Source organism: Rhodococcus sp. NPDC056960 (assembly GCF_042674125.1).
Classification (GTDB): domain Bacteria; phylum Actinomycetota; class Actinomycetes; order Mycobacteriales; family Mycobacteriaceae; genus Rhodococcus_F.
Genome location: NZ_JBHURF010000011.1, coordinates 109,404 through 122,088, shown reverse-complemented (window position 1 = coordinate 122,088; position 12,685 = coordinate 109,404). Strand labels below are relative to the sequence as shown.

Below are 12,685 nucleotides of genomic sequence, written 5' to 3'. Positions count from 1 at the left end.
TCTAGGACGCGGCCGCGAGGACCTCGTCGAGAATGGTCTCGGCCTTGTCGCTGTCGGTGCCTTCTGCCAGTGCGAGCTCGCCGACAAGGATCTGCCGCGCCTTCGCGAGCATGCGCTTCTCTCCCGCGGACAGGCCGCGGTCCTGCTCACGACGCCACAGGTCGCGAACGACCTCGGCGACCTTGTTGACGTCACCGGACGCGAGCTTTTCGAGATTTGCCTTGTAGCGACGTGACCAGTTGGTGGGTTCTTCGGTGTGCGGTGCCCGCAGCACCTGGAAGACCTTGTCGAGACCTTCCTGGCCGACGACGTCGCGTACGCCTACGTACTCTGCGTTGTCTGCGGGAACCCGTACGGTGAGATCGCCCTGAGCAACCTTGAGAACGAGATATTCCTTCTGCTCACCCTTGATGGTGCGGGTTTCAATTGCTTCGATCAGCGCCGCACCGTGATGGGGGTATACGACGGTGTCTCCGACCTTAAAAATCATCTGTCCCGTGCCCCTTTCGATCATTCGAGTTTAACACGTGTCCGGATCCTGGTCGCATCAACGGTGCAGGTCAGGGGCATCGTTGCCTGACCGTAGGGGTTGACAGGACCCCCGATACGTGCATTCCGGACACCCCGATCGGGCGGTTCTCCGTCGCCGAAACCGCACGCAGACAACCATTGTGACTACCCAGCGAGCAGGCCGCGCGGACGAACTACTACTCTGCCTAGTTGAAGTGCGAACCTGACCCCGGAGGACAACTCGTGACTGCTCTCGACAAGCCGACTCGCCGAGTCGCCACCGCCGTCGCTCTCGCTGCCGGCGCAGCCCTCGTGCTGTCCGCGTGCAGTGCGGGCCAGATCACCCAGACGTCGAGTCAGGTCGCCGCGGTCAACGGCAACAGCGCGAACGTCGAGTCGATCGCTCTGCGCAACGTCCACGTGGTCTACCCGAACTCCGCGGAGTACAGCCTCGAGCCGGGCGGCAACGCCGTCCTCGCGTTCACCGCGATCAACAACAACGAGGACACTCCGGACAAGCTGACCAAGATCAGCACCGATTACGCACAGTCCGTCACCCTCGGCGACAAGACCGGTGGACTGGAGATCGCGCCGCAGACCGCGCTCGTCGCCGGCCTGCCGGGCGAGGACGCCGCCGAGAGCGCGGAGGCCGCGGGCCAGTCCGCCGGCGACGCCGACGCCCCGACCGACGTAGTCCTCGTCACCCTGAACAACCTGAAGGAAGGCGTCCGCCCGGGCCTCACCTTCCCCGTCACGTTCGAGTTCGAGAAGGCCGGCAACGTCACCGTCTCCGTTCCCGTCGACGCGGGCCACGAGACCGAGCGCCACGTGTCGGACACGTCGCCGGGCACCGAAGCCGAAGGCGGCGGACACTAGCAACCGGACCGGGTCCGCTGTCGGACCCGGTACCTAGGCTGGCCCGGTGGCCAAACTCAAGTCCAGTTTCCGGTGCTCGTCGTGCCAGTGCACGGTCCCCAAATGGGTCGGGCGGTGCCCAGAGTGCGGTAGCTGGGGATCGATGGACGAGGCCCCGGTCGTCACAGCGGTCGCGAGCCGCCCCGGCGCCTCCCTCGCGAAAGCCGGAGCGGGAGCCGTACTTCCGTCCACCCCCGCGACTCCGATCACGCGCATCGACAGCACGTCCACCCGCGCCAAACCAACCGGCATCGACGAACTCGACCGGGTTCTCGGCGGCGGCGTCGTGCCCGGTTCGGTCGTCCTCCTCGCCGGCGAGCCCGGCGTCGGCAAGTCGACCCTGCTCCTCGAGGTCGTCCACCAGTGGGCCCGGCGCGGTCCCGACGACCGGTCCCTGTACGTCACGGGTGAGGAATCCGCGGGGCAGGTGCGACTGCGGGCCGACCGCACCGGCGCCGTCCACGATCGGGTCTACCTCGCCGCCGAATCCGATCTCGCGACCATCCTCGGCCACGTCGAGCAGGTGCGCCCCACCCTGCTGATCGTCGACTCCGTGCAGACCATGCTGGCCGCGGACGTCGACGGCGTGGTCGGCGGCGTCACCCAGGTCAAGGCCGTCACCAGCGCCCTCACGTCCCTCGCGAAGGCCAGCGGCGTGCCGGTGCTCCTCATCGGTCACGTCACCAAGGACGGCGCCGTCGCGGGCCCGCGGTCGCTCGAGCACCTCGTCGACGTGGTGCTGCACTTCGAGGGCGACAAACACTCCACGCTGCGGATGGTGCGCGGCGTCAAGAACCGCTTCGGCGCCGCCGACGAGGTCGGCTGCTTCGAGCTGCGCGAAGACGGCATCGCCGGCATCAGCGACCCGTCCGGGCTGTTCCTCCACCACCGCGCCGAGGCCGTCCCCGGAACCGCCGTCACCGTCATGATGGACGGCAAGCGACCCCTCCTCGGCGAGGTGCAGGCCCTCGTGGCCGCCACGTCCATGCCTGCACCTCGGCGCGCCGTCAGCGGCCTCGACAGCGCCCGCGTCGCCATGGTCCTGGCCGTGCTCGACCGCCGGTGCGGCGTGCCGATCGCGAAGAACGACGTCTACGCGGCCACCGTCGGCGGCATGCGGATGACCGAACCGTCCGCCGATCTCGCGCTGGCGCTCGCCGTCGCGTCGGCGGTGCGTGACAAGCCGGTGCCGGACGGGCTCGTGATCCTCGGCGAGGTGGGGCTGGCGGGCGAGGTGCGGCGGGTAGCGGGAGTCGGGCGCCGGCTCGCGGAGGCACACCGGCTCGGATTCGGCCGCGCCATCGTGCCCCTCGATTCCGGGGCGGCGCCCAAGGGAATGAGGGTTACCGAGGTCGGGAACCTCGGCGCTGCCATAGCGTCGCTGCGGTGACGGTCAGGCGGACTGTGTCGCTGCGGTGATGCTCAGGCGGACTGTGTCGCTGCGGTGACGGTCGGATGCTCAGATCGACGAGGTGCCGAACGGCTGCTCCGGGACACCGTCCACGAAGTCCATCGTCTTCTCGAAGTGCGCGGCCGTGACGGTGAGGAACAGTCCCCGGGACGTCGCCACCACCACGTCGGGGTCGGCCGTCGGTCCCTCGACGATGCGCGCCTCGGCGCTGGTGTACACCTTGCGACGGATCGTGCCGTCGATCCGGGCGTGGAACTCGAGAACCGAGCCCAGCGGTATGGGCCGGGCGAAGTCGATCTCGAGATGACCCGTGACCACCGGACCGTCGGCTGCGGCGCGGCAGACCATGCCCTGCGCCTCGTCGAACGCCGTCGACAGGATGCCGCCGTGGATCACTCCGGGACCGCCCTGGTAGCGGGGCGCTACCTCGAGCCGTCCCCACACGTCGAGTCCCTGCCCGGCGGTGAAGCTCATGGACATGCCCGCGGGCGACTCGTCGCCGCACCCGAAGCACCGTGACCAGTGCTGCGGCACGGGCTGACCTGCGGCGGGAAAGCTGTCGACCAGTTCCGGCAGGGTCAGGTCGTCGGGCAAAGTCCAGGTACCACTCATGGATAGGTAATCTAAACGCGGGTCCGGACGTGTTTCCACGACGGTCCCCGACAAGTGACGCCTACCTCAGCGGGAGTATTGCGCGATGAACGATGCCGAGTCGTCGTCTGCGCTGCGCGAAACGATTGCCCGGTTGGCTCCCGGAACGGCACTTCGGGACGGGCTCGAGCGCATTCTGCGCGGTCGCACGGGTGCGCTGATCGTCCTCGGCTACGACGAGCAGATGGAAGAGATCTGCGACGGCGGCTTCGAGCTCGACGTGGAGTTCGCCCCCACTCGGCTGCGTGAGCTGTCGAAGATGGACGGCGCCGTGGTCCTGTCCACCGACGGCTCCCGCATCGTGCGGGCCAACGTCCAGCTCGTACCCGACCACAAGATCCCCACCGTCGAGTCCGGCACCCGCCACCGCGCCGCCGAGCGGACTGCCATGCAGACCGGTTACCCCGTGGTGTCGGTGAGCCAGTCGATGAGCATCGTCAGCGTGTACGTCGGCGGCATCCGGCACGTCATCGACGGTTCCGCCACGATCCTCTCGCGCGCCAATCAGGCGGTGGCCACCCTCGAGCGGTACAAGGCGCGGCTCGACGAGGTCACCCGCCAGCTGTCGGTGGTGGAGATCGAGGATTTCGTCACGCTCCGCGACGCACTGACCGTGGTGCAGCGACTGGAAATGGTGCGGCGGGTGTCCGTCGAGATCGAGCAGGACGTGCTCGAACTCGGCACGGACGGGCGTCAGCTCGCGCTGCAGCTCGAGGAACTCGTCGGCGACAACGACGTGGCGCGGGAACTCATCGTGCGCGACTACCTGGCGGGCACCGGCCCGGCGCCGGCCGACGACGTCGAGAAATCGCTCACCGCGCTCGACCGGATCACGGACGCAGACCTTCTCGACCTCACGACGCTGGCCCGCGCCTTCGGGTACCCGGGCACCATCGAGGCGCTCGAGGCGCCGATGAGTCCCCGCGGCTACCGCGTGCTCACCCGCGTTCCCCGGCTTCAGTTCAACCAGATCCACCGACTGGTCGGCTCGTTCGGGACGCTGCAGTCGCTGCTGGCCGCGACGGCCGCCGACCTGCAGTCGGTGGAGGGCATCGGCGGGCTGTGGGCGCGCCACATCCGCGAGGGCCTGTCCCGGCTCGCCGAGACGTCGATCTCCGGCCCGTACGACTAGTACGACAGCCGCAGCGCGTCCAGCCGCGTGCGGATGGTCAGGGCTCGCGCGAGTTGCGGCCGGTCGCTGCCGCTCCGGACACCCGCGCCGTCGACGCCGAGTCGGTCGATCACCTCGTCCGCCCATGCCGCGTCCGCGGCCGTCGGGCTCAGCTCACGATTGACGTCGCCCGTGTGCGCGGCCTTCATGCACAGCTTGCCGGACATCCCCATCGACCGGGTGACGGCCAGCGCCTCGATCCGGGTGTCGTGATCGTCGGCAAGTGTGGGTCCGTCGATCGGTGCGGCGATTCCGGCGGCGCCGCTCGCGACGACGAGGCGGCCCCGGGCGTACGCGAGCGCGTCCGGTTCCGCACCGGCGCCCGTGTCCCTCCGGAAATCGCCGCTGCCGAAGGCCAATCGCAGTGTGGCGGATTCGGACGCGATCTCGTACGCGAACTCGATTCCCCGCGCGGACTCGACCAGTGCGAGCACCGGAACCGTACCGCCGAGCCGGGCTGCGGTGTCCCGGACCTGTTGCCCGGATTCACTTTTCGCCAGCATGACGCCCTGCAGACCGGACAGTCCCCGGAGCGCGTCCACGTCGGCCGACCAGTCGTCGGTGGTTGCGGCGTTGATCCGGACCCACGCGGCACCGCCGCCGGAGAGCCATTCGGCGACGGACCGCCGGGCGTCGGATCGTTCCGCGGTGACCACACCGTCCTCGAGGTCGAGGATGACGGCATCGGCGTCACACCGGTCGGCGAGGTCGAAATCCTCGGTCCGCGAAGCGGACACCAGTAGCCACGATCGCGCGTGCCGGGCGTCGAGGGGAATCGTAGTGAAAATGGTGTCTTCCTTACTGTCGATGGTCCGGATCGGCTTCTCCGACCACGGATTCCAGTGCGACGCGGACGGCGTCGAGATGCTCGGCCATGGCCTGGGCCGCCTTGTCGTAGCTGCGCGAGGCGATTCCGTCCACGATCCGGTCGTGCTCGTCGTTCGACTTCTGCTGACGCCCCGTTACGAGGTTCAGCGTCTCGGACTGCCGGGTGAGGGCCTCGCGGATGTCGACGATCACGGATTCGAACACGCGGTTCCGGCTGGTCCGGGCAATGCATGCGTGGAACTGCGCGTCGAGGGACACCCAGACGAGGGGATCGTCTTCTTCCCGCATCTGGTCCACCAGACCGCGCAGAGCGGCCAGGTCTTCCTCCGTGTGCCGCTGGGCCGCCCAGCCGGCCGCGGGGATCTCCACGTGCGGACGGGCCTCGACGAGTTCGTTCGCCGCGTAGTTCCCGAAGTCGAGGTCGCGGGCGATCGAATCGCTGACGACGAACGTGCCGAGGCCCGACTTCGTCTCCGTGAGTCCGAGCGCATGACACGAGCGGAGGGCCTCCCGGATCACCGAACGGCTGACGCCGTGCCGTGCCGCGAGGGACGCTTCGGACGGGAGTCGCTCCCCGACGGACAGCTCGCCGGACGTGATCGCCTCACGGAGATCCGCGAGGACGGCCTCCGCGGCGCTGACCCGGGCCGTGACGGGACGCCTGGCTGCCCAGCTGTCTGACAGGTTCATGAGGATATTGTTCCCACGCCCCGGCGTCGCCGTCAACACGGGATACCGCCCGGGGGTTGACGGCTGCGAGTGAGCGCGGTAACAATTGCACCTGTCTGACAGCCTGGCAGGTGGATAGCCGGGTGGCTCGACCGAGAAATCTACCCCTCCTCGGGCAAACAGACTCCGTCCACCGCATCGTGCGGAACACGCTCGCGCGAATCCCTGTGAGGAATGATCAAGTGCTCGAAACGCGAACAGAACACGATCTGCTCGGCGACCGCCAAGTACCTGCGGATTCCTATTGGGGAATCCACACGCTGCGGGCCGTGGAGAACTTCCCCATCACCGGCCGCCCCATCTCCACCAACCCCTACCTGATCCGCGGGCTCGCGTTCGTCAAATGGGCCGCCGCGAGCGCCAACGAGAAGCTCGGGATCCTCGATCACCGCCGGGCCGACGCGATCGGGCAGGCGTGCCGCGAGATCGTCGACGGCCGCTGGCACGAGCAGTTCGTCGTCGACGTCATCCAAGGCGGTGCGGGGACGTCGACCAACATGAACGCCAACGAGGTGATCGCCAACCGGGCACTCGAGATCCTCGGCCACGGGCGCGGCGAGTACGCCGAGCTCCACCCCAACGAGCACGTCAACCTCAGCCAGTCGACCAACGACGTGTACCCCACCGCGGTCAACATCGCCACGATCTTCGCGATCGACGACCTGCTGGACGCGATGCGCGTGCTGCAGGACGCGTTCGCGGCCAAGGCCGTGGAGTTCGCGGACACGGTGAAGATGGGTCGCACCCAGCTCCAGGACGCGGTCCCGATGACGCTCGGCCAGGAGTTCGCCACGTATTCCGTGATGATCGACGAAGACCGGGCACGCCTCGGCGAGGCCGCTCTCCTCGTCCACGAGATCAACCTCGGCGCGACCGCGATCGGCACGGGTCTGAACGCTCCCGCCGGGTACGCGGAGGCGGCGTGCGACACGCTGCGGGACCTCACCGGGCTCCCCCTCGTCCTGGCCACGGACCTGGTCGAGGCGACCCAGGACGTCGGCCAGTTCGTCCACCTCTCCGGCGTGCTGAAGCGGATCGCGGTGAAGCTGTCCAAGGTCTGCAACGACCTCCGCCTGCTGTCGTCGGGGCCGCGCGCGGGCCTGAACGAAATCAATCTGCCACCGGTGCAGGCCGGTTCGTCGATCATGCCGGGCAAGGTCAATCCGGTGATTCCCGAAGTCCTGAACCAGGTGGCGTACGAGGTGATCGGCAACGACGTCACCATCACGATGGCCGCCGAATCCGGGCAGCTCCAACTCAACGCGTTCGAGCCGATCATCGTGCACTCCCTGTCCGAGGGGATGCGGCACCTCGGCGCCGCCTGCCGGATCCTGGCCGACCGCTGCGTGCTCGGCATCACCGCCAACACCGATCTCCTGCGGGCCCGGGTCGAGGACTCCATCGGACTCGTCACCGCACTGAACCCGTACATCGGATACACCGCGTCCACCCGGATCGCGCAGGAGGCCCTGGTCACCGGGCGCCGGGTCGCCGACCTCGTGATCGAGGCTGGCCTGCTCGACCGCGACGAACTCGACCGCCTCCTCAGCCCCGAGCATCTCGCCAATCTGAGAGCCTCCGGTGCGGACCGCAGAGCACCCGTCGCCGCGGCCGCGGAGGTGGTCTCGTGACGATCGAGAAGGACGACACCTCCGGAGACATCTTCGTCGAGGAAGACCTCGGTTATCGGAAAGCGCTCGGCCCGAGACAGATCCAGATGATCGCGATCGGCGGAGCGATCGGCACCGGACTGTTCATGGGCGCGGGCGGCCGTCTCCAGCAGGCCGGTCCCGCACTCGTCCTCGTCTACGCCCTGTGCGGGTTCTTCGCCTTCCTGATCCTTCGGGCTCTCGGCGAACTCGTGATGCACCGGCCCACGTCCGGTTCGTTCGTCTCGTATTCGCGGGAATTCTTCGGCGAGAAGATGGCATTCGCCGCGGGCTGGCTGTACTGGATGAACTGGGCGATGACGGCGGTCGTCGACGTCACCGCCGTCGCTCTGTACATGAACTTCTTCAAGAAATACTGGGCACCGCTCGGCAACGTCGACCAATGGGTGTTCGCCCTGGCCGCAGTCGTACTCGTCCTCGGCCTGAACCTCATCTCCGTCAAGGTGTTCGGTGAACTGGAGTTCTGGTTCGCGCTGATCAAGGTCGTCGCCCTCGCCGCGTTCCTCGGCTTCGGCATCTACTTCGTGCTGTTCGGGACGCCCATCGAAGGCCACTCCCCGGGCTTCAGCATGATCGCCGACAACGGCGGTCTCTTCCCCAACGGAATCCTGCCCGCGATCGTCGTGATCCAGGGCGTCGTCTTCGCCTACGCCTCGATCGAACTCGTGGGAACCACCGCGGGAGAGACGAAGAACCCGCAGAAGGTCATCCCCAAGGCGATCAACACGGTCATCGTCCGCATCCTCGTCTTCTACGTGGGATCCGTCCTGCTGCTGTCGCTGCTGCTCCCCTACACCGAGTACCACGCCGGCGAGAGCCCGTTCGTCACGTTCTTCGGCTCCATCGATGTGCAGGGCGCCGACGCGATCATGAATCTCGTGGTGCTCACGGCCGCACTGTCCTCGCTCAACGCGGGCCTGTACTCCACCGGCCGAATACTGCACTCCATGGCCATGGCCGGATCGGCGCCCGCGTTCGCCGCCCGGATGAACAAGTCCGGCGTCCCGTACGGCGGCATCGCCCTCACCGGATTGGTGATCCTGCTCGGGGTCGGACTCAACGCCGTCGTCCCCGCGCAGGCGTTCGAGATCGTCCTCAACCTCGCCGCACTCGGCATCATCAGCGCCTGGGCCGTGATCGTGCTGTGCCAATTGAAACTCTGGAAACTCTCGAAGGACGGGAAACTCGCCCGGCCCGGTTTCCGGATGTTCGGCGCCCCCTACACCGGGCTCCTCACCCTGGCCTTCCTCGGATGCGTCGTCATACTGATGGCGTTCGATCACCCCGTCGGAACGTGGACCGTCGGGTCCATCGCGATCATCGCCCCGCTGCTGGTGATCGGCTGGTTCGGCGCGAGGAACCGCATCCGCACCCTCGCCTCGGACCGCCCCACCGCTTAGCAAGAAAGGACAACAGTGCCGAAAGTCGCCGTCGTCACCACCGGAGGCACGATCGCCAGCAGGCAGGACCGGCACGGTGTCAGCAGACCGGTGATCGCGGGCCCGGATCTGCTGGGCACCGCGCAGACCGGGACGAAACTCCGCGTCGTCGACCTGATGTCGAAGGACAGTTCGAGCATGACGTTCGCCGACATGGACCGGGTCCGCGACGCCGTCGCCTCGGAACTGCGCGATCCCGGCCTCGACGCGGTGGTCGTGCTCCACGGAACCGACACGATGGAGGAGACCGCGTACCTGCTCGACCTCCATCACGCCGACCCCCGACCGGTGGTCTTCACGGGCGCACAGCGCACGTTCGACCACCCGGAGTCCGACGCACCGGCCAACCTCGCCGATGCGATCACCGCGGGAGCAGACCCCGCCCTGCGCGGCGCGGGTGTCCTGATCGCGTTCGGCGGCGCCCTCCACCCGGCGTCGGGGACACGAAAGACGGACACGACGTCACTCGACGCGTTCCGCTCCGCCCAACCGGACGGCGGCATTTCCCCGCGAAGTCGCGACCCGCTGCCCTGGCATCCGATCTCCGGAACGCGCGTCGACATCGTCGCCGCCTATCCGGGGGCGGACCGCGTCCAGATCGACGCGTGCCGGGCCGCGGGAACCCGGGGACTGGTGCTCGACGGGCTCGGATCCGGGAACGCGAATCCCGCCGTCGTCGAGGCCGTCCGGGACTGCGTGTCCGCCGGGATCCCCGTGGTGGTCACCACCCGGGTGCCCCACGGCCCGATCTCCCCGTCGTACGGCGGCGGGGGCGGCGGGCACGACCTCGTCTCGGCGGGCGCGTTGTTCTCCACCGACCTCCGGGCAGGTCAGGCCCGGATCCTTCTCGCGGCGCTGCTCGCCGACCCCGATCTCCGCGACCTCGACAAGGAGTTCGACCGACGCTCCCGCGTCGACGCCGCACCGAGGATCAGCTGAGGTTGAACGGCTCCGGCGCGCTGCGGAGCTGACCGAGCTGCCCCACGACGGTGTACGCACCGGGCCCCACCGGATCACGCTGGGGTTCCGGTTGCGTCAGGCAGTCGGGGGCCGAGGTCTTGGCCGACCACTTCACGGTGAACTGGGCCTGCTCACCCGGCGCGAGGGTGCGCACGTCCGCCGCGGACTGCGGGAAGCAGTCGATGTTGGACCACAGGCGCACCGCGCCGTCGATCGTGTAGACGAGCACCTGCTGGAGGCTGCTGCCCAGATCACGCTCGCACGGTGTGGTGCCGATGTTGGTGACGACCGTCGTGAAGCTGGGCTCCTCACCGGCCGGGTACGTCGGCTTGTCCGCGGCCACCTTGATGGCCAGCGACTGGTCCGGGCACTGCCCCGCGGCAACCGGCTGGCCGCTGGGAGCCGCGCTGCTCGACGAGCCACTGCTCGACGCCCCGGACGAGCCGGACGTCCCGGAGGAGGCCTCACCGCCGGCTGCCGCCGCGCCACCCCCGCCGCCGGAGCCGCCCGACCCGCCGCTGGACGTGGACGAACCCGACGCCGTCGGGGAAATCGAGACGGGAGTGGTCAGCGACGAACTCGCTGCTGCCGGATCCGTCTCGGAGTCGCCACCACCGCGAAGTGAGTTGATCAACCACACGACGAGCAGCAACACGACGATGGCGCCGCCGATCGCCAGCGCCCTGCGGCGCCAGTAAATCTCGGGGGGCAACGGTCCATTCGGTTCCAGCACGACGTCAACGGTAGTTCGGCGTCGCGCGGCAACGGCTCAGCGGGCGCGGCGTGTCGCCATCAGTCGACGAGCTCACCGATGTCCCCGACTGCTCCCTGCAGGTGGGTGCGGCCGTCGGACAGCTTGTACGTGACACCGGCGATGGCGCACGTGCCTGCCTCGACCTTCTCGGCGATGATGCGCGACCGCTGCATGAGCAGCGCGCCGGTCTCCACCACGTGGCGACCTTCGAGTTCGTCGACGGTTGTGAGGCCTTCTCGGCGTCCCTTGAGGATCGACGGGGCGACCCGTTCCACGATGCTGCGGATGAACCCGGGCGGCACGTTGCCGTCGTCGAGGGCGTCGAGCGTCGCCTTCACGGCACCGCAGCTGTCGTGACCGAGCACGACGATGAGCGGCACGTTCAACACGCCGACGGCGTATTCGATGGACCCGAGCACGGCGTCGTCGATCACGTGACCTGCGGTGCGGACGACGAACATGTCGCCCAGGCCCTGGTCGAAGATGATCTCGGCGGCGACACGGGAGTCTCCGCATCCGAACAGGACGGCCGTGGGGTGCTGGCCGCCGACGAGCTTCGCCCGATCGGCGATGCCCTGGCTGGGATGGAGCGAGCTACCGCTCACGAAACGCTCATTACCCTGTCGCAGGGCCTTCCAGGCGGAAATGGGGTTGGAATTCGGCATGGGATCATTGTGCACCGGGCCTGCCGGGCCGTCGCGACGGGAACATGACGAGCGCGAAAATTCCGTATCCCACGTGAACGAAGGGACCTGTGAGGGCGAAGTGGCCGTTGATTCCTCCGCGTTGATCAGCTGGTACGAGGCGCAGGCCCGGGACCTGCCGTGGCGCCGCGACGGTGTGACGGCCTGGCACATCCTGATGAGCGAGATCATGCTGCAGCAGACACCCGTCGTCCGGGTGGCCCCGATCTGGGAGGAATGGGTGCAGCGCTGGCCCGTCCCGTCCCGCATGGCCGCGTCGAGCCAGGCCGACGTGCTCCGCGCCTGGGGCAAGCTCGGCTACCCGCGTCGCGCGCTGCGACTCCACGAATGCGCCGGCGTGCTGGCCGCCGAACACGGCGACGTGGTTCCGAGTGACGTCGACACCCTCCTCGGACTGCCCGGCATCGGCGCCTACACCGCGCGGGCCGTCGCCTGCTTCGCCTACGGACAGCGGGTCCCCGTCGTCGACACGAACGTCCGCCGCGTGGTCGCGCGAGCCGTGCACGGAAGCGCCGAGCCGGGCAATCCGTCGACCACCCGCGACCTCGCCGACGTGTCGACGCTTCTGCCTCGCACCCGCGTGCGGGCCGCCACCTTCTCCGCCGCCCTGATGGAACTCGGGGCCACCGTGTGCACCGCCCGGACCCCCGGCTGCGAACGCTGCCCGCTGCCGTCCTGCGCCTGGGTCGACGCCGGACGTCCCGCGCACACCGGCGAACGCCGCAAGGTCCAGAAGTTCGCAGGCACCGACCGTCAGGTCCGCGGCAAGCTGATGGCCGTGCTCCGCGAGAGTTCCACCCCCGTCGAGCGGGTCAGACTCGACCAGGTGTGGCTCGACGACCCCGGGCAGCGCGACCGCGCCCTCCACTCCCTGCTCGTCGACGGACTCGTCGAGCAGACCGACGACGGCCTCTTCGCACTCGCGGGTGAGGGAAGCTAGCGG

At 68.5% G+C, this 12,685-nt stretch carries 13 protein-coding genes; 7 read left to right on the top strand and 6 right to left on the bottom strand.

All coding sequences use genetic code 11. The annotated features are described in order from the left end of the window. Nucleotide 1 precedes the first annotated feature (1 nt). A complete protein-coding gene (gene carD / locus ACFTWF_RS19060; RefSeq protein WP_005262216.1) occupies nucleotides 2-490 on the bottom strand; it encodes an RNA polymerase-binding transcription factor CarD in 489 nt (162 codons plus the stop codon). Nucleotides 491-753: 263 nt separating this feature from the next. On the opposite strand from carD, the gene ACFTWF_RS19055 reads away from it, so the two are divergent. Together ACFTWF_RS19055 and radA are read left to right on the top strand one after the other, a co-directional pair. Further along, a complete protein-coding gene (locus tag ACFTWF_RS19055) occupies nucleotides 754-1,386 on the top strand; it encodes a hypothetical protein (protein ID WP_378462739.1) in 633 nt (210 codons plus the stop codon). Between the two features lie 46 nt (nucleotides 1,387-1,432). Next, a complete protein-coding gene (gene radA / locus ACFTWF_RS19050; RefSeq protein ID WP_378462738.1) occupies nucleotides 1,433-2,815 on the top strand; it encodes a DNA repair protein RadA in 1,383 nt (460 codons plus the stop codon). A gap of 69 nt (nucleotides 2,816-2,884) precedes the next feature. Here radA and ACFTWF_RS19045 read toward each other — a convergent pair whose 3' ends face one another. Then, nucleotides 2,885-3,448: a PaaI family thioesterase gene (locus ACFTWF_RS19045; protein ID WP_378462737.1), complete on the bottom strand. Its 564-nt coding sequence runs from the start codon at nucleotides 3,446-3,448 to the stop codon at nucleotides 2,885-2,887. A gap of 85 nt (nucleotides 3,449-3,533) precedes the next feature. On the opposite strand from ACFTWF_RS19045, the gene disA reads away from it, so the two are divergent. Next, nucleotides 3,534-4,619, top strand: a complete 1,086-nt coding sequence (disA, locus tag ACFTWF_RS19040; RefSeq protein ID WP_185727281.1) for a DNA integrity scanning diadenylate cyclase DisA — start codon at nucleotides 3,534-3,536, stop codon at nucleotides 4,617-4,619. Here disA and ACFTWF_RS19035 read toward each other — a convergent pair. Further along, nucleotides 4,616-5,398: an HpcH/HpaI aldolase/citrate lyase family protein gene (locus tag ACFTWF_RS19035; RefSeq protein ID WP_378462900.1), complete on the bottom strand. Its 783-nt coding sequence runs from the start codon at nucleotides 5,396-5,398 to the stop codon at nucleotides 4,616-4,618. The two genes, disA and ACFTWF_RS19035, sit on opposite strands and share 4 nt — an antisense overlap. A gap of 58 nt (nucleotides 5,399-5,456) precedes the next feature. Then, nucleotides 5,457-6,176, bottom strand: a complete 720-nt coding sequence (locus ACFTWF_RS19030; RefSeq protein ID WP_378462736.1) for a FadR/GntR family transcriptional regulator — start codon at nucleotides 6,174-6,176, stop codon at nucleotides 5,457-5,459. A 221-nt stretch (nucleotides 6,177-6,397) separates the two neighbouring features. Here ACFTWF_RS19030 and ACFTWF_RS19025 point away from each other — a divergent pair, with 221 nt between their 5' ends. The 3 genes from ACFTWF_RS19025 to ACFTWF_RS19015 are packed head-to-tail and all read left to right on the top strand — an operon-like array spanning nucleotide 6,398 to nucleotide 10,263. Then, nucleotides 6,398-7,846, top strand: a complete 1,449-nt coding sequence (locus ACFTWF_RS19025; RefSeq protein ID WP_378462735.1) for an aspartate ammonia-lyase — start codon at nucleotides 6,398-6,400, stop codon at nucleotides 7,844-7,846. Beyond that, entirely contained in the window at nucleotides 7,843-9,285 is a 1,443-nt protein-coding gene (locus ACFTWF_RS19020; RefSeq protein ID WP_378462734.1) for an amino acid permease, read from the top strand. Before ACFTWF_RS19025 ends, ACFTWF_RS19020 begins: the two co-directional genes overlap by 4 nt. Before the next feature lie 15 nt (nucleotides 9,286-9,300). Next, a complete protein-coding gene (locus tag ACFTWF_RS19015) occupies nucleotides 9,301-10,263 on the top strand; it encodes an asparaginase (protein WP_378462733.1) in 963 nt (320 codons plus the stop codon). On the opposite strand, the gene ACFTWF_RS19010 is transcribed toward ACFTWF_RS19015, so the two are convergent. Both ACFTWF_RS19010 and ACFTWF_RS19005 read right to left on the bottom strand, forming a co-directional pair. After that, complete coding sequence (locus tag ACFTWF_RS19010; protein ID WP_378462732.1) at nucleotides 10,256-11,017, bottom strand: hypothetical protein; 762 nt, start codon at nucleotides 11,015-11,017, stop codon at nucleotides 10,256-10,258. The genes ACFTWF_RS19015 and ACFTWF_RS19010 overlap by 8 nt on opposite strands. A gap of 59 nt (nucleotides 11,018-11,076) precedes the next feature. Beyond that, a complete protein-coding gene (locus tag ACFTWF_RS19005; protein WP_378462731.1) occupies nucleotides 11,077-11,703 on the bottom strand; it encodes a carbonic anhydrase in 627 nt (208 codons plus the stop codon). Nucleotides 11,704-11,803: 100 nt separating this feature from the next. Here ACFTWF_RS19005 and ACFTWF_RS19000 point away from each other — a divergent pair, with 100 nt between their 5' ends. Further along, nucleotides 11,804-12,682 carry an A/G-specific adenine glycosylase gene (locus ACFTWF_RS19000; protein WP_378462730.1) on the top strand — a complete coding sequence of 293 codons (879 nt, stop codon included), beginning with the start codon at nucleotides 11,804-11,806 and terminating at the stop codon, nucleotides 12,680-12,682. Nucleotides 12,683-12,685: the final 3 nt, after the last annotated feature.